16 protein-coding genes are annotated in these 15,594 nt (G+C 64.9%); 11 read left to right on the forward strand and 5 right to left on the reverse strand.

What is annotated here, in order from left to right; genetic code table 11:
* Nucleotides 1-26: 26 nt before the first annotated feature.
* On the reverse strand, nucleotides 27-944 hold the full coding sequence (gene dapA, locus QZ186_RS01705; RefSeq protein ID WP_247476638.1) for a 4-hydroxy-tetrahydrodipicolinate synthase: 918 nt from the start codon (nucleotides 942-944) through the stop codon (nucleotides 27-29).
* The gene (locus tag QZ186_RS01710) at nucleotides 941-2,020 is read right to left on the reverse strand and encodes an aspartate-semialdehyde dehydrogenase (protein WP_296415409.1); all 1,080 of its coding nucleotides are present in this window, start codon (nucleotides 2,018-2,020) and stop codon (nucleotides 941-943) included. The genes dapA and QZ186_RS01710 overlap by 4 nt, the downstream gene beginning before the upstream one ends.
* A gap of 430 nt (nucleotides 2,021-2,450) precedes the next feature.
* Here QZ186_RS01710 and tig point away from each other — a divergent pair, with 430 nt between their 5' ends.
* From tig to QZ186_RS01735, 5 genes are all read left to right on the forward strand, one after another.
* Complete coding sequence (gene tig / locus QZ186_RS01715) at nucleotides 2,451-3,899, forward strand: trigger factor (protein WP_010313902.1); 1,449 nt, start codon at nucleotides 2,451-2,453, stop codon at nucleotides 3,897-3,899.
* A 38-nt stretch (nucleotides 3,900-3,937) separates the two neighbouring features.
* Nucleotides 3,938-4,618: an ATP-dependent Clp endopeptidase proteolytic subunit ClpP gene (clpP, locus tag QZ186_RS01720; protein ID WP_029626062.1), complete on the forward strand. Its 681-nt coding sequence runs from the start codon at nucleotides 3,938-3,940 to the stop codon at nucleotides 4,616-4,618.
* Between the two features lie 101 nt (nucleotides 4,619-4,719).
* Nucleotides 4,720-6,075 carry an ATP-dependent protease ATP-binding subunit ClpX gene (gene clpX, locus QZ186_RS01725; protein ID WP_010313906.1) on the forward strand — a complete coding sequence of 452 codons (1,356 nt, stop codon included), beginning with the start codon at nucleotides 4,720-4,722 and terminating at the stop codon, nucleotides 6,073-6,075.
* A gap of 6 nt (nucleotides 6,076-6,081) precedes the next feature.
* On the forward strand, nucleotides 6,082-6,786 hold the full coding sequence (locus tag QZ186_RS01730) for a lecithin retinol acyltransferase family protein (protein WP_296415418.1): 705 nt from the start codon (nucleotides 6,082-6,084) through the stop codon (nucleotides 6,784-6,786).
* A 9-nt stretch (nucleotides 6,787-6,795) separates the two neighbouring features.
* A complete protein-coding gene (locus QZ186_RS01735; protein ID WP_296415420.1) occupies nucleotides 6,796-8,628 on the forward strand; it encodes a DNA polymerase III subunit gamma/tau in 1,833 nt (610 codons plus the stop codon).
* Here QZ186_RS01735 and QZ186_RS01740 read toward each other — a convergent pair.
* Nucleotides 8,613-9,932: a glycosyltransferase family 2 protein gene (locus tag QZ186_RS01740; protein WP_296415422.1), complete on the reverse strand. Its 1,320-nt coding sequence runs from the start codon at nucleotides 9,930-9,932 to the stop codon at nucleotides 8,613-8,615. The two genes, QZ186_RS01735 and QZ186_RS01740, sit on opposite strands and share 16 nt — an antisense overlap.
* Nucleotides 9,933-9,956: 24 nt before the next feature.
* Nucleotides 9,957-11,465, reverse strand: coding sequence for a SpoIID/LytB domain-containing protein (locus QZ186_RS01745; RefSeq protein ID WP_296415425.1), 1,509 nt, complete (start codon nucleotides 11,463-11,465; stop codon nucleotides 9,957-9,959).
* 92 nt (nucleotides 11,466-11,557) lie between these two features.
* Between QZ186_RS01745 and rpmI the strand changes: the two genes are divergently transcribed.
* Genes rpmI through QZ186_RS01760 form a run of 3 tightly spaced genes read left to right on the forward strand, consistent with a single transcriptional unit; the run spans nucleotide 11,558 to nucleotide 12,710 of the window.
* Nucleotides 11,558-11,755 carry a 50S ribosomal protein L35 gene (gene rpmI, locus QZ186_RS01750; RefSeq protein WP_010313917.1) on the forward strand — a complete coding sequence of 66 codons (198 nt, stop codon included), beginning with the start codon at nucleotides 11,558-11,560 and terminating at the stop codon, nucleotides 11,753-11,755.
* A 44-nt stretch (nucleotides 11,756-11,799) separates the two neighbouring features.
* Entirely contained in the window at nucleotides 11,800-12,147 is a 348-nt protein-coding gene (rplT, locus tag QZ186_RS01755; protein ID WP_010313919.1) for a 50S ribosomal protein L20, read from the forward strand.
* 41 nt (nucleotides 12,148-12,188) lie between these two features.
* On the forward strand, nucleotides 12,189-12,710 hold the full coding sequence (locus tag QZ186_RS01760; RefSeq protein WP_010313921.1) for a tetratricopeptide repeat protein: 522 nt from the start codon (nucleotides 12,189-12,191) through the stop codon (nucleotides 12,708-12,710).
* A 1-nt stretch (nucleotide 12,711) separates the two neighbouring features.
* Here the strand turns inward: QZ186_RS01760 and QZ186_RS01765 are convergent, their stop codons facing one another.
* Nucleotides 12,712-13,215: a hypothetical protein gene (locus QZ186_RS01765; protein WP_296415430.1), complete on the reverse strand. Its 504-nt coding sequence runs from the start codon at nucleotides 13,213-13,215 to the stop codon at nucleotides 12,712-12,714.
* 78 nt (nucleotides 13,216-13,293) lie between these two features.
* On the opposite strand from QZ186_RS01765, the gene QZ186_RS01770 reads away from it, so the two are divergent.
* From QZ186_RS01770 to QZ186_RS01780, 3 genes are all read left to right on the forward strand, one after another.
* Entirely contained in the window at nucleotides 13,294-14,106 is an 813-nt protein-coding gene (locus QZ186_RS01770) for a thiazole synthase (RefSeq protein ID WP_010313925.1), read from the forward strand.
* 69 nt (nucleotides 14,107-14,175) lie between these two features.
* Nucleotides 14,176-14,343, forward strand: a complete 168-nt coding sequence (locus QZ186_RS01775) for a ssl1498 family light-harvesting-like protein (RefSeq protein WP_247476626.1) — start codon at nucleotides 14,176-14,178, stop codon at nucleotides 14,341-14,343.
* Between the two features lie 56 nt (nucleotides 14,344-14,399).
* Complete coding sequence (locus QZ186_RS01780) at nucleotides 14,400-15,593, forward strand: NAD-dependent epimerase/dehydratase family protein (protein WP_010313928.1); 1,194 nt, start codon at nucleotides 14,400-14,402, stop codon at nucleotides 15,591-15,593.
* The last annotated feature ends 1 nt before the right edge of the window (nucleotide 15,594 follow it).

A 15,594-nucleotide genomic window follows, 5' to 3' on the forward strand; every position in this document is an offset into this window, starting at 1 on the left:
AGCAACAGGTCAGGTCGGCCTTGGCGTCAAGTGGGACGCAGGGCTGCCAGGACGGAGGTGAGTTGTTCGCGCACATCGCTCGATGCAGAAACCAAAGGAAGACGTGGGGCACCAACGGGCCAACCGCTCAGTTCCAAAGCCGCCTTCACGGGAATGGGATTGGTGGTGCAGAAGAGGGCCTTGCAGAGCGGAAGCAGTTGCTCATGCACGGCCAGGGCGGCACTGAGTTCTCCGGCCAGGAAGGCCTGGACCATGCGCTGGATCTGATCGCCTGCAATGTGGCTAGCCACGCTGACCACGCCAACGGCGCCGACGGCCATCATCGGCAGCGTCAGCGCATCGTCACCGCTGTAGATCGCCAGACGCTCGCCGCAGACCGCACGCAGGGCGCTGACCTCCTCAGTCGTGCCGCTCGCGGCCTTGAAGCTGACCACGTTCGGACAATCCATCAACCGTGCGGCGGTCTCTGGATTGAGGCTGCAACCGGTGCGGCCAGGAATGTTGTAAAGCATCAGTGGCGTCTGGGGCGCCGCCTGGGCCACGGCCCGGAAATGGGCCTCAAGGCCTTCCTGGGGAGGCTTGTTGTAGTAGGGCACGACGACCAGGGCGCCATCGGCACCGAGGGCTGCCGCTTCACCGATGGCCTCCACGGCCTCGGCCGTGCAATTACTGCCCGTTCCCGCCAACACCTTGGCGCGGGCACCGACGGCCTCCTTCACGGCGGAGAACAGTTGGTGCTGTTCATCCCAACTCAGGGTGGGGGACTCGCCGGTGGTGCCACAAATCACCAGACCATCGGAACCGTGATCCACCAGATGGCTCGCCAGCTTGGCCGCCATCGGCAGGTCCACCGAGCCATCGGCCGCGAAGGGAGTGATCATCGCGGTGATCACACGACCAAAGGGGGCAGGGGAGTGGGCGCCTGGGGTCAAGGCCTTGCTCATGCCGACGCTCCAGCTGGGGCCTGAGCAGCGGCGGCAGCGGCCACCGGATCAAGCAGTAACTCAGCGATCTGAATCGCGTTGAGGGCCGCCCCCTTGCGGATCTGGTCACCGCACAGCCAGAGCTCGAGGGCGTTGGGTTCGCTGAGGTCCTGGCGGATACGTCCAACGGCCACCGGATCACGCCCGGTGACGTCCGTGGGCATGGGGAAGCGATTCGAGCTGAAGTCTTCAATCAGCTCAACGCCGGGGGCGTCCTTGAGCAACGTCCGCGCCTCCTCGACGGGGAAGGGCTCGCAGAACTCGATGTTGATCGCCTCGGAGTGGGCCCGCAGAACCGGAACGCGAACGCAGGTGGCCGAAATACGCAGATCCGGCAGACCCATGATCTTGCGGGTTTCATTGACCATCTTGAGCTCCTCTTCGCAGTAGCCGTTGTCCTGAAGAGGAGAGTTGTGCAGGAAGAGATTGAACGCCAGGGAGTAGGGCAGAACACTGCTCATGGGCGTGCCACCGTCGAGGACAGTGCGACTGAGCTCACTGAGCTCCTCCATGGCACGGGCTCCGGCACCACTGGCGGATTGGTAGGTGCTGACCACAACACGGCGCATGGCCCGGCGGGCGGCCAAAGGCGCCAAGGCCAGGGTCATCAAAATCGTGGTGCAGTTGGGATTCGCGATCACCCCTTGATGGCGGAAAGCCTCATGGGGATTCACCTCTGGCACCACCAGAGGAACCCCAGCATCCATGCGAAAGGCGCTGGAGTTGTCGATGACCACTGCACCAGCCGCAGCCGCCACAGGCGCCCACTGCTTGGACACGGAGCCACCGGCCGAAGCCAGGACCACATCAACGCCCGCGAAGGCCTCAGCACTCACGGGCTGAATCGTCAGGACCTGGCCGTTCCATTCCAGGGTTTGTCCGGCCGAACGCGGCGAGGCCAGCAGGGTGAGTTGACCGACGGGGAACGCCCGCTCTTGGAGCAGGGTCAACAACTCTTGGCCGACGGCACCCGTCGCCCCAAGAACGGCGACATGCAGGGGACGGCTGGGTAGCGAACGGACGTCGGTGGAAGTCAACGGAGGTGCAAGGGATAAGGAGAGCTCTATGCCTTGGGATCTGAACAGGGCCTCACTCGGAGGCGGAATCCGTCAAACAGAGAGAAGGGCTGAAACGGGGAAAGGCTGAATCAGAAGCGTCGATCAGCAGAGGGGGGTGGAAGGAGAGAAGAGGTGGAGCGAAAAATCAACGGTGAGCGCGATCAACGAACCCAAGACCGAGAAAGACGAACGGTGGAGCATCCCGGTAAAGGCGGATGCACAACCTGCAGAAGCTGTTCGGAGTCCCGAGGGACACCGCCACAAAACTCTTCAGGTCACTGGTTCTTGCTCAAGACAATACGTGGCCAAGGCCGAGGGCGTACAGCCCTGTTGGAGCTCGTCACAGGTGACTAATTAGGATCGTGGGCTGCCCCAGCCGACCCATCGGCCCGCCGTCTCGATCACATCCATGAGCCCTGCCGCTAGCACCGCCAGTAAAGCCACTGCCAAACAGGCAGACCTGAAGCTGAGCACCAGCGCCCGTCCCGGCAGCCGGATGGCCATCGAGATCGCCGTTCCTGGTGAACGCACCCAAGGGAGCCACAACGCGGCTGTCGAGAAGCTGAGCCGCAGCGTGAAACTCCCCGGCTTCCGCAAGGGCAAGGTGCCCCGCGCTGTGCTGATGCAGCAAATCGGCCCCCTGCAGATTCGGGCCACTGCCCTGGAGTCTCTGGTCGACAGCGTTTTCAAGGACGCCCTGAAGCAAGCCGAGATCCCCGCCATCGGCCAACCCGCCCTGGACGGTGGCTTCGAGTCCCTGCTCGAGCGCTTTGAGCCCGGTCAAGAACTGACCTTGACCCTTGAGATGGATGTGGAGCCCACTCCGAAGCTCAAAAGCACCAAAGGTCTGAAGGCTGAAGCTGAATCCGTGAGCTTCGATCCAGCTCGCGTCGATGAGCTGATCGAGCAGTCCCGCCGTCAGATGGCCACCCTGGTGCCGGTCGAAGGCCGCGCCGCGGCCGCCGGTGATGTGGCGGTCCTGAGCTTCAAGGGCACCTACAGCGACAACGGCGAAGCCATCGAAGGCGGAAGCGGCGACGCCATGGAGGTGGAACTGGAAGAGGGCCGCATGATCCCCGGCTTCGTGGAAGGGGTGATCGGCATGAAGGCTGGCGACAGCAAAACCATCAAGTGCGAGTTCCCCGAGGATTACGCCCAGGAGGATGCAGCCGGCCGCAAAGCCAGCTTCGACATCACCCTGAGCGAGCTGAAGAGCCGTGAGCTGCCGGCCCTCGATGACGCCTTCGCCCAGCAGGCCAGCGACAAAGAAACCCTGGCCGAACTGCGCAGCGATCTGGAGACCCGGCTGAAGGAAGACGCCGAGCGCCGCCACCAGTCCAACCGCCACGACGCCCTGCTCGCCGCCCTGGTGGAGCAACTGGAGGTGGAACTGCCCGAGACCCTCGTCCAAGAGGAAATCGTCACCCTCCTGGAGCAAACCGCTGGCCAACTGGCCCAGCAAGGGATGGACGTCAAAAAGCTCTTCACCCCTCAGCTGATCCAAAGCCTGCGCGAAAGCTCCCGCCCTGAAGCCGAGGAGCGCCTCAAGCGCAGCCTGGCCCTCAAGGCCCTCGCCGCGGCCGAGAAATTGGAACTGGAAGCCAGCGAGATCGACGCCAAGGTCAAGGAACTGAGCCGGGGCTTCAGCGACAGCTCCCGGATTGATCCCAACCGTCTGCGCCAAGCGGTTCAGGAGGATCTGATGCGCGAGAAGCTCCTGGGCTGGCTCGAGAGCAACTCCACCGTCACGGAGAAGGCGGCTGAGGCCTCCGAGGAGAAGCCCAAGGCCAAAGCCAAGCCGGCTGCGAAGAAAAAAGCCAAGGCCGACGACGCCGAGGCGGCCACCACCGAGGCCTGATCCCCATAGATTGGCCGGACTGACTCCAGTCCGGCCGAGTGATCAACGCCAGCACTCCTCACCCAATCCAGAACCGCTGGCTGGGCCAAGGGCCCCAATCCTCGATCGTCACTGGTCCGACCGCCGCACCGGGTGTGCTCCCCACCGTGGTTGAGCAATCCGGCCGAGGCGATCGGGCCTTTGACATCTATTCCCGTCTGCTGCGGGAACGCATCATCTTTCTGGGCAGCGGCATTGATGACCAGGTGGCCGACGCCATGGTTGCCCAGCTTCTGTTTCTCGAGGCAGAGGACCCCGAGAAAGACATTCAGATCTACGTCAACTCCCCTGGGGGATCAGTGACAGCGGGTCTGGCGATCTACGACACCATGCAGCAGGTCGCGCCCGACGTCGTCACCATCTGCTACGGCCTGGCCGCCTCCATGGGAGCTTTTCTGCTCTCCGGCGGCACCAAGGGCAAGCGCCTGGCGCTCCCGAACGCGCGGATCATGATCCACCAACCCCTTGGCGGAGCCCAGGGACAGGCTGTCGACATCGAAATCCAGGCCAAGGAAATTCTCTATTTGAAGGAGACCCTCAACGGCCTGATGTCCGAACACACCGGCCAACCCCTGGAGAAAATCGCTGAAGACACCGACCGCGACTACTTCCTTTCCCCGGCAGAAGCGGTTCAATACGGCCTGATCGATCGTGTCGTCACCGATACGACCCCGGTTTGATCCTTAAGGACGGCTGACGAAGCGCTGGATCGCACCGATCCTGAAGTTTCGGGACACCGCCCCGAAGCCCTCCCGCTCAACGCCGCCACAGCCCTTGCCCGATGGCCAAGTTCGACGCCCACCTGAAGTGCTCTTTCTGCGGGAAGTCGCAAGACCAGGTGCGCAAACTGATCGCCGGCCCTGGCGTCTACATCTGCGACGAGTGCATCGATCTCTGCAACGAGATCCTCGACGAAGAGCTGGTTGAGGGCCATGGTGGCGCCGGCGCTGGCCGCCAAGCCCAGGAAGCCAAGGGCAAAGCTCCCGCCAAAAAAGCCAGCAAGCCTGCTCCGACGCTGGCCGAAATCCCCAAACCCCAAGACATCAAGGCCCACCTCGACGCCCAGGTCGTGGGGCAGGAGGAAGCCAAGAAGGTCCTCTCCGTTGCGGTCTACAACCACTACAAGCGCTTGGCCTGGCAGGGCGACGGCAAGGGCGAGAGCAACGAAACCGCCACCAAGCTGCACAAGAGCAACATCCTCCTGATCGGCCCCACGGGCTGCGGCAAAACCCTGCTGGCGCAGACCCTGGCCGAGTTACTGGATGTGCCCTTCGCCGTGGCCGATGCCACGACCTTGACCGAAGCCGGCTACGTCGGGGAGGACGTCGAGAACATCCTGCTGCGGTTGCTGCAGAAAGCTGACCTGGACGTTGACCAGGCCCAGCGCGGAATCATCTACATCGACGAGATCGACAAGATCGCCCGCAAGAGCGAGAACCCTTCGATCACCCGCGATGTCTCCGGGGAGGGCGTTCAGCAGGCGTTGCTGAAACTGCTGGAGGGCACCGTGGCCAACGTCCCCCCCCAAGGGGGCCGCAAGCATCCCTACCAAGACTGCATTCAGATCGACACCAGCCAGATCCTGTTCATCTGCGGTGGTGCCTTCGTCGGCCTCGATGACGTGGTCCAGCGCCGGATGGGCCGGAACGCCATCGGCTTCATCCCCGAAGGCGGCCGCCGCGGCCGCCAGAGCAAGGACCAACAGGCCGCCCAGGTCCTGCGCCACCTCCAGCCCGACGACCTGGTCAAGTACGGCCTGATCCCCGAGTTCATCGGCCGCATGCCGGTGAACGCCGTGCTCGAGCCCCTCGACAACCACGCACTCGAGGCGATTCTCACCGAGCCCCGCGATGCCCTGGTGAAGCAGTTCCAGACGCTGCTGAGCATGGACGACGTGCGGCTGGAGTTTGAGCCCGGGGCCGTTGAAGCCATCGCCGCCGAGGCCCACCGCCGCAAGACCGGCGCCCGGGCGTTGCGCGGGATCGTCGAGGAACTGATGCTCGACCTGATGTACGAGCTGCCGTCCGACAAGAGCACCAAGGCCTTCACGGTCACCCGGGCCCTGGTGGAGGAACGCACCCAGGCCAAGATCCTCCCTCTTCCGGGCAGCGAGTCCGCGCAACAGGAATCGGCCTAGGGCTCCGTGGCTGCCGCTGATCACCTTGAGGTGCCGCGGCAGCACGGCCTCTTCAATCACCACGGCATCGACCTCGGGGACGGCAGCGTCGCCCACTACCTCGAGGGGCGTGAGATTCTGCGCAGCCCCCTCGACGCATTCAGCCGCGGCCAGCCCTTAACGGTGGTGTCCTACCCCGAGGGGGCCTGTTTGCCGGCAGGGCAAACCCTGCGCCGAGCCATGGGGCGACTGGGGGAGCAGAACTACAACCTGCTCTTCAACAACTGCGAACACTTCGCCCACTGGTGCAAAACCGGACGCCATCGCAGCGCCCAGGTGGAGGAGGTCCTCCAGGCCGGCAGCTGGGGGGCCCTCGCCCTGGGCCAGTTCATGCCTGCTGCGGTCCTGAGCGGCGCCAAGCTGCTCCTGCGTCAGGGGCGACGCCTGGAGGCGAGCCAGCTGGAGAAGGGACGCGAACTCGTCAGACGCAGCCTGGAGCAACTCGATGCCCTGCGGCTGAAGCTGCAAACCAAACTGGAGTCCGAGCTGTCCCGCGCCGAAGAGCGCTGGGGGGCCGGAGCTGAGCAACCCCAATTCCAGCGACTGCGCCTGGCTGCTCAGACCCTGGCGGATCAGCTCAGCGAGGTGGAGGAGATGGAAGCCAAGCTCGAGCGCCTCCTGACAGATCAGCAGCAGGATTCAAACCCGAACAGAGGCGTCGAGGGCCAGTAGCCTCCAGCGATGCCGGCCGCCTACCAACCGCTCCACCACAAGTACCGCCCGCAGCGGTTTGACCAGCTTGTGGGGCAAGAGGCGATCGCCGCGACCTTGGGCAATGCCCTGCGCTCCGGTCGCATTGCGCCGGCCTACCTCTTTAGTGGTCCCCGAGGAACGGGGAAAACCTCCAGCGCCCGCATCCTGGCGCGCTCCCTCAACTGCCTCAGCTCGGATCACCCGACCCCAGAGCCCTGCGGCAGCTGTGAGCTCTGCACCTCCATTGCCAACGGCAATGCCCTCGATGTCATCGAGATCGACGCCGCCTCCAACACCGGGGTCGACAACATCCGCGAGCTGATTGAACGCTCTCGATTCGCCCCGGTTCAGGCCCGCTGGAAGGTCTATGTGGTCGACGAGTGCCACATGCTCTCGACCGCGGCCTTCAACGCCCTGCTGAAGACCCTGGAGGAGCCGCCCCCGCGGGTGGTCTTCGTCCTGGCGACCACCGACCCGCAGCGGGTGCTGCCCACGATCCTCAGCCGCTGTCAACGCTTCGACTACCGGCGCATTCCCCTCGATGCCCTCGAGCAACACCTGGGCTGGATTGCCAAGGAAGAGAACATCCAAATCACGCCAGAAGCCCTGCATGTGGTGGCCCAGCGGGCCCAGGGGGGCCTGCGGGATGCCGAAAGCCTGCTGGATCAGCTGAGCTTGCTACCCGGGCCGGTCGAACCGACGGCGGTCTGGGAGTTGCTGGGGGCCGTGCCCGAGCAGGAACTGCTGCAACTGGCCCAGGCCCTCGCCGGGGCCGAGCCGCTGGGGGTGATCGAAGCGATCCGCAACCTGCTCGAGCGCGGCCGCGAACCCGGTGCCGTGCTCCAGGGAATGGCCGGCCTGCTGCGGGATCTGGTGCTCGCGGGGGTTGCCCCCAATCGCCTGGAGCTCACGAGCTTCTCGCCCCAAATCCGAGGGGAGCTGCCGGACCTCGCCCGCAGCATCGGCAAAGCGACCCTGCTGCGCTGGCAGGCGCAACTCAAAGGCAGCGAACAGCAACTGCGCCAAAGCGTGCAGCCCCGGCTCTGGCTTGAGGTGCTTCTCCTGGGTCTCTTGGCTGAACCCGCCGTCGCCGTCGCCACCAGTGTCCCCACGACCAGTCCCCGCCCGATCCCGCAGGCGACAGCCCCCACACCAGCAGCCCCGGCTCCCGCACCGCCTGCCCCAGACGTCGTCGTTGAGCCCATAGCTCCGCCGGCTGCCGCTCCTGCCCCTGAACCGGTCACGGCAACCAGCACGGAGACCCCAGATCTGGCCGCCCTCTGGCAGCAGATCCTGGCGGGGCTGGAGCTGCCCTCGACCCGCATGCTCCTCTCCCAGCAGGCCTCCCTGGCCCGCCTCGACAGCCAGCGCGCCGTCGTTCAGGTCGCCGGCAACTGGACCGCCATGGTCCAGAGCCGCCTACCCCTGCTGGAGAAAGCCGTCGCCTCCGCCCTGGGCAGCCCAAGGCAGGTGGTTCTCGAGGCCGGCGCAGCACCAGCAGCACCTGTAGCGCCAGCCCCGCCCGTTCCCGCGCCTCAAGCTCAGACACCGCCGCCACCACCGGAGCCTCCGCAGGCACCTCCAGCCGCTGCTACCCCTCCCCAACCCCAGACTCCAGCTCCAGCTCCAGCTCCAGCTGAGGCTCCGACTCCGGCACCCACGTCAGCAGCACCGGCAGCAACACCAGCAGCGCCGCCTGAACGGAAACCCCATGGGCTGATCGATGACCAGGCCAAGCGGCTAGCCGAATTCTTCAACGGCGAAGTGGTGGACCTGCAGGATCCCCTGCCGGAACTCAGCGACGATCAAGCCGCGGCCTGATCAGGCTCAGCCCCTACATGCAGGGTCTTGGCCCAGACCAGCCGCTTGGGCAGGAGCGCCATCCGGAGGGTGGTGTAGGGAATCACCACGAACCAGTGGCCCAGATAGGCAATGCCCCAGGCCAGGTTGATCGGGCCCATCGCGGGTAGGTCCGGTCCTTCGGAGCGGCGGGAGCAGCCCGCCAAAATCGCTCCGCCCGAGAGGCCAAAGGCCACAAAGGACAGGGGCCAACTCAGCGGTGGCGTGCGCGTGATCAGGGCCGTGAGGGCATCGGCTGCGGCCATCACGGGCAGGGCGTATTGCAGCAGAAAAAAGCAGCTCAGATCGAGCTTGCGCGCCGCAGAGACCTCGCTTCCGGTCAGCTGAGGCCAGTAATCGAAGAAACGCTGCAGTCCCCCCTCGGCCCAACGTTGCCGCTGGCGCCAGAGGGCACTCCAGGCGGTCACCGCCTCCTCTTGCACCGGGGGATCCCAGAGCAGGGCAACGGGTTGCTGCTGCACCAGCAGACGGAAACTCAAGTCGAGGTCATCGGTGACGGTGGCTTCGTTGAAGCCTTCGCAGCTGAGCACCGCCTCCCGCTGGAGCAGTTGACCATTGCCCCGAAGCTCAACAACACCGCCGGAGAACAGTCGGCCCTGCTGGATGACGGCATCGAGGGCCATCTCCATGGCCTGGGCGCGGGTCAGCCAATTGAGGTCGGGATTGACCACGGACTTGCGCAGCTGCACGGCGGACCAACCGCCCTGCTCGGCAAAGCGAACCAACCGCTCCAGCAGATCCGGCTGCAACTGGGCATCGGCATCCAGGACCAAGAGCCAACGCCCCTGGAGGTTCGGCAGCACCGCGTTCAGAGCGCCCGACTTGCCGCCGCCCGCATCGCGGGGACGGCGCAGGACCTGGAGCTGAGGAAATCGGGTCTGGTACTCGCTCAGGACCTCTGGGGTGCGGTCTTCGCTGCCGTCATCGACGATCCAAATCTTGAGGCGATCGGCCGGGTAACTCAGGGCGGCCAGTCGCTCCACCAAGCGACCAATCACGGCCTCCTCATCGCGGGCTGCCACCACCAGATCAACGGCGGGCAACGCCTCCAAGACGGCTGGGCCTTCCGCCTTCGCACCTCTCAGCGCTGGAAGAAAGACAGCGCGCAGGACGTACAGACCCAGCAGCAGCGTCAGGGCCGTGGCAGGCCAGAGGGCCTGGGAGGCAGGCAGACGATGGGGAACCGCTGCCGCACCGCAACAGCAGAGGAGAAAGAGGGAGGCCTGCAGTCGGCGCGCTCCTGTGGCTGTGCCCCCAGCGGCCATGGCGATCCCAAGGATGTGCGGACTCTAAGAGCCCCCCTTCGCAGCCTTGATGGCTGGCAGAGGAACCAACTCCGTTCCCGGGTAGTAGTGACGAAGGATCTGCTTCACGCTCCAACCCCGTCCTCCCAAATCGATGGCGCCGGCCTGAGACAAACCAGCGCCATGGCCAAAACCACCTCCCTCGAAGCGCCAAAGACCTGCCCCGGCGGGTTCAATCACAAAGAGGGTGCTGGGTAAGCGACGCAGGGTGCGGCGGATGGCATCCCGCACCAGCACCTTTTCTCCCAGGGGCCCCCTGAGGGCCAACCGCACCACGCGACCACTCGGGCCCCGCTCCAGAACAACCGGCTTCACCGGCGATCCAACGGCGGCCGCTCCCGTACCCAGGGCACGGGCAAAGGTGTCCTGCCCGAGGACGCGCTGCCAGCGGAAGTAGGGGTGGTTCTGGCCATAGACACCCGCTGTCGCCGCCAAGACCGATCGAACCTGCTGACGCTGGGTGAGGGGCAAAGCCAATCCCTGGGGAGGGCCTCCGGCCCGATCAAAAGCGGGCTCCAGATAGGCGAGTTCGGGCAAGGTCCAGGCCTCGTCCTCATCTGCACTGACTCCTCCGTTACTGGCGTGATAGACGGCATGGATCGGTTGCCCCTGCCAGGTCAGCACCTGGCCCTGGGTCGATCGAATGGCCTGCTTCACCCCCGCGCGGGCCAGGCGTGGATCGCTATAGACCTGGCACTGGGTATCCGAGCAAAGGTGGTAGCCATCCAGGGCAAAACGATGCTGATTGCCCAGGGCCCAGGTGCGCGCCAACACCGCCTGGGCAGCCAAAGCCGCAGGCGGCGCTCCAGCACCGATCTCATGGGGCACCACACCGTGGAGATAGCGCTCTAAGGGCACCTGCTCCACCAGGGTCCAACTGCCATAGGCGTCGGGCTGCAGGCGGAAGGGCCCCTGGAAGACCCCGCCCTGCCAGCGCAGGCCAGCGGAGGCTTCAATCCGAACAGGCCCCTGGAGATCCCTCCAGCCATCGGGCCGTTCCAGCTGCAGGGTCAGGACCTCACTGACAACCTTCTCTTCAACCTTGGAGCCGTAGGCCGGCGGAACAGGCTGGTCCGGGGCAGCCCAGACCTCCCACTCCCCGGGGTGGGCGACCACAGCCTTCGCTCCGAGACGACGCCAAGCCAGGGCGGCCTGCTCAGCGGTCTCAAAGCTGGAGAACGGCCCCAGCACCCGCCGGCGAATCGTGAGCGGCTCGCTCAGCGGCTTGGGTCTCCAGCGCAAGGACAGGCGCTGGCCACTGGCTTGAAAGCCGGAGGCATCGCTGAGCCTCACCACAGAAGCAGCCGCCACCAGCTGCAGCGGCGCGGCCCCCAGATGGTCCGCTAGAGCCACCCAGAGCACGGGCTGGGCACCATCCACCCTTGGCGGGGCGGGCACTGGCCGGTGGGTCAGGGCCTGGGCCTGGGCATCCGTTCCTTGGCAGCCCGCCAGGAGACAGGACGCGGCGAGGACCGCCATCAAGGAACGCTGCATCGCCTGACTGGATCCAGGCCAAACCCTAGGGGGAGTTGGCGGAAGGCACTCTGAAGTCTTACTCTCATCGTTTGTGCACGAGCGCGTAGACAATGCCGAAGCTCAAGACCCGCAAAGCAGCCGCCAAGCGGTTCAAAGCGACCGGCACCGGGAAGTTCATGCGCCGGCACGCTTTCCGCAATCACCTGCTCGATCACAAGAGCCCTAAGCGCAAGCGCTTCCTCGGCACCATGGCCGTGGTTGACGAGCGTGATGCGGACAACGTGAAGGCCATGCTCCCTTACAGCTGATCGCTTCACCTCACAGCAGTTTCAACATTCACTGAGAACTATTCATGGCCCGCGTTAAGAGGGGCAACGTCGCCCGTAAACGCCGCAACAAGATCCTTCGCCTTGCGCGTGGCTTCCGTGGTGGCAACGGCACCCTGTTCCGGACCGCCAACCAGCGGGTGATGAAGGCGCTCTGCAACGCCTACCGCGACCGTCGCCGCCGCAAGCGCGACTTCCGTCGTCTTTGGATCGCCCGTATCAACGCTGCTGCTCGCCTGAATGGCCTGAGCTACAGCCGTCTGATCGGTGGCCTGAAGAAGGCTGACGTGCAGCTGAACCGCAAGATGCTGGCCCAGCTGGCCGTGCTGGATCCCACCAGCTTCGCCACTGTCGTGGGCGCCGCCAAGAGCTGAACGCCCCCTTCAATCACAACTAAGCCCAGTCCGGTCGGTCCATGGATGTTTCACTCCCACAGGCCTACCTGATTGGGCTTTTGTTGTTGCTCGGCACCGCTGCGGTGCTCGTCGCACGGCAGATCCTGCGGGTCCGCCGCGACGAGTCCGCCCTGGCACGCCTCGAAGCCCAGGCCAAGGCCGGCGACAAGAGTGCCGGCGACCTCTACGAATTGGCCTCAGTCCAGCTGCGCAAACGCCTCTACGGGCAAGCCACGGAAAACCTGAAGCTCGCCGCCAAGCGAGCCAGCGGCGAACCCAGCGAGGCCCAGGCCCTGATCGAAAACGCCCTGGGCTTTGCCCTGGCGGCCCAAAGCAATTACAGCGGCGCGATCAAGCACTACCGCGCAGCCCTGCGGGCCAAGTCGGACTACCCCGTCGCCCTCAACAACCTGGCCTTCGCGCTGGAAAAGCAACAGAAAAGCGACGAGGCCAAAGAGACCTACGCCAAGGTGCTCGAGCTCGACGCCGCCAACAAAACAGCAAAGCGTCGGCTCAAGCGCCTGGAGCGCACGGCCGCCTAAATCACCACAGGCCGCGAATCGCAGGAGCGGCGCTGGTCTCCGGAGTCATCACGAGTTGTCCTCCAGGGTTGGTCAGCCGAGGGGCAGACCATCCAGACAAGGTGAAGCCCTGCAGACCCGCGAACGAGCCGCCGTCCTGGAGATCTGCGCTGGGGTAATTCCCAAGCAGCAACAAGTCCAGTTGATCCGACGCCGCATTCAAGTTGCCTTGCACAGGAATGGTGGAGGACCCAAGGGTGATCTCGCCTCGGACATCCACCATTTGCCCTAAGGCCCTCAGCGACGAAAGGGTCAACCGTGCGCTGGCCGCTTGAGCGGTGCCAAAAGGCGTGTAGCTACCCGACCAAATCCGAGGCAGCTCCTGCACCAACTGCGCCGCACGCGCGACCGGATCAAATTGGCGGACGGTGGCCGCCATGCCGAAGTTTTCCTCGTATGGAGTGCTCTGACTGGGAGCAATGGCCTCGGTGGTCAGCGGGACTGCAGCCAACAGCAAAGGGATCACGGTGGCGCCATCAAGTGGCCCCACGCTAAGGACGACAGGGCTGCGCGGTACGGTCTCAACACAGCTGATCACATCCCTGTGTCTGCAGAGCCGCTGCACGCTGACGACCTGATCATCGGCGGGCGACGCTTCCGCAGCCGTTTGATGACGGGCACGGGTAAGTACCCCAGCCTGCAGGCCATGCAGGCCAGCCTCGAATCAAGCGCCTGCGAGATCGTCACCGTGGCCGTGCGACGGGTGCAGTCCCAAGCCGCCGGCCATGAGGGCCTGATGGAAGCGGTGGATTGGAGTCGAATCTGGATGCTCCCCAACACCGCCGGCTGTGCCACCGCCGAGGAAGCCATTCGCGTGGCCCGACTGGGGCGAGAACTCGCGAAGTTGGCCGGACAAGAGGACAACACCTTCGTCAAGCTGGAGGTGATCCCCGACTCCAAACACCTGCTGCCCGATCCAATCGGGACCCTGGAGGCCGCGGAACAGCTGGTGAAGGAGGGCTTCACCGTTCTTCCCTATATCAATGCCGATCCCCTCTTGGCCAAACGGCTGGAGGAGGCCGGCTGCGCGACGGTCATGCCCCTGGGCTCACCGATTGGTTCCGGTCAAGGCATCCGCAATGCCGCCAACATCGCCCTGATCATCGAGAACGCTTCGGTTCCGGTCGTCGTCGATGCCGGCCTGGGGGTTCCAAGCGAAGCCGCCCAAGCGATGGAAATGGGAGCCGATGCGCTGCTCATCAACAGCGCCATCGCCCTAGCTGGGAATCCAGCGGCCATGGCCCGGGCGATGGCCATGGCCTGCGAAGCCGGGCGCACCGCCTTTCATGCCGGCCGTCTGCCCATCCGCGGCGAGGCCAACCCCAGTTCCCCCACGGGCGGACGGGTCGGCACATAAAGCTTCCGCACAGGTGCGAGTCAAGTCCCGACTTCGTCCGTACTGTCGCCTCAACCACTTGCCCATGCGATGCAGGTCACAGAAGAGGACGGCGGCAGGCTCAATGCCTTCGCCCGGGAGCCCCGGATGGAGGTGATCGAGGCCGGTGAAGCCCGTGGCGCCAACAGCAAAGTGCTCCTGATCGGCGGCGCTCTGTTGGTGATCCTGATGATGGCCGTTGCGGTAGGAATCAGCTGAATCCCTGTAGTAGCTTGCCCTGACGGAGCAAATGCTCGTTCAGCAGGAGTCCAGCGGTGAAGGTTTTCGTTCTCGGCGGTGACGGCTTCTGTGGCTGGCCTTGTGCCGTGAACCTGGCCGACCAGGGCCACGATGTGGTCATCGTCGACAACCTGAGCCGCCGCAAGATCGATATTGACCTGGAAGTGGAGTCCCTGACTCCCATCACCAGCATTGGCGAGCGGCTGAAGGCCTGGGAGGAGATCGGCGGCAAGCCCATGCGCTTCGTGCACATGGACATCGCCCATGAGTACCAGCGTTTGGTGGATCTGCTGCTGGCTGAGCGACCCGACTCCGTGGTGCACTTCGCCGAGCAGCGGGCTGCGCCCTACTCGATGAAGAGCAGCGCCACCAAGCGCTACACCGTCGACAACAACGTCAACGGCACCCACAACCTGCTGGCCGCCATCGTTGAGACCGGCCTCGATTGCCATGTCGTGCACCTGGGCACCATGGGCGTCTATGGCTATGGCTCCCACCGCGGCGCCACCATCCCCGAGGGCTACCTGAAGGTGGAGGTGCCCCAGCCCGATGGCAGCCGCTTCGAGGAGGAAATCCTCCACCCGGCCAGCCCGGGCAGCGTCTATCACATGACCAAGACGCTGGATCAGCTGCTCTTCCTCTACTACAACAAAAACGACCAGGTCCGCATCACCGACCTGCACCAGGGCATCGTCTGGGGCACCAACACCGAAGCCACCGACCGCGACCCGCGCCTGACCAACCGCTTCGACTACGACGGCGACTACGGCACGGTGCTCAACCGCTTCTTGATGCAGGCGGCCATCGGCTATCCCCTAACCGTGCACGGCACCGGCGGCCAGACCCGCGCCTTCATCCACATCCGTGACTCGGTGAAGTGCGTCCAGCTGGCCCTGGAGAACCCCCCCAGCAAGGGAGAGCGGGTGAAGATCTTCAACCAGATGACCGAAAGCCATCAGGTGGGTGAGCTCGCCAAGAAAGTCGCCGCCCTGACCGGAGCCCAGGTCAACAACCTCCCCAACCCCCGCAACGAGGCGGTGGAAAACGACCTGATCGTTGATAACCGCTGCTTCATCGAGCTGGGCCTCAACCCCACCACCCTGGATGACGGTCTGCTGAAGGAAGTGGTGGAGATCGCCACCCGCTACGCCGATCGCTGCGACCGCAACCGCATCCTCTGCACCTCCGCCTGGACCAAGACCCAGGAGCAAGCCATTAAGGCCACCTGAT

The organism is Vulcanococcus sp. DEBay_Sum29NL08_54 (assembly GCF_017859255.1).
In the GTDB taxonomy this organism is placed as follows: domain Bacteria; phylum Cyanobacteriota; class Cyanobacteriia; order PCC-6307; family Cyanobiaceae; genus Vulcanococcus.

Bases quoted from the DNA above. Each gene is read 5' to 3' on its own strand.
- dapA (WP_247476638.1), bottom strand. From the start codon at position 944: ATGAGCAAGGCCTTGACCCCAGGCGCCCACTCCCCTGCCCCCTTTGGT.
- tig (WP_010313902.1), top strand. From the start codon at position 2,451: ATGAGCCCTGCCGCTAGCACCGCCAGTAAAGCCACTGCCAAACAGGCA.
- clpX (WP_010313906.1), top strand. From the start codon at position 4,720: ATGGCCAAGTTCGACGCCCACCTGAAGTGCTCTTTCTGCGGGAAGTCG.
- QZ186_RS01735 (WP_296415420.1), top strand. From the start codon at position 6,796: ATGCCGGCCGCCTACCAACCGCTCCACCACAAGTACCGCCCGCAGCGG.
- QZ186_RS01740 (WP_296415422.1), bottom strand. From the start codon at position 9,932: ATGGCCGCTGGGGGCACAGCCACAGGAGCGCGCCGACTGCAGGCCTCC.
- QZ186_RS01745 (WP_296415425.1), bottom strand. From the start codon at position 11,465: ATGCAGCGTTCCTTGATGGCGGTCCTCGCCGCGTCCTGTCTCCTGGCG.
- rpmI (WP_010313917.1), top strand. From the start codon at position 11,558: ATGCCGAAGCTCAAGACCCGCAAAGCAGCCGCCAAGCGGTTCAAAGCG.
- rplT (WP_010313919.1), top strand. From the start codon at position 11,800: ATGGCCCGCGTTAAGAGGGGCAACGTCGCCCGTAAACGCCGCAACAAG.
- QZ186_RS01760 (WP_010313921.1), top strand. From the start codon at position 12,189: ATGGATGTTTCACTCCCACAGGCCTACCTGATTGGGCTTTTGTTGTTG.
- QZ186_RS01775 (WP_247476626.1), top strand. From the start codon at position 14,176: ATGCAGGTCACAGAAGAGGACGGCGGCAGGCTCAATGCCTTCGCCCGG.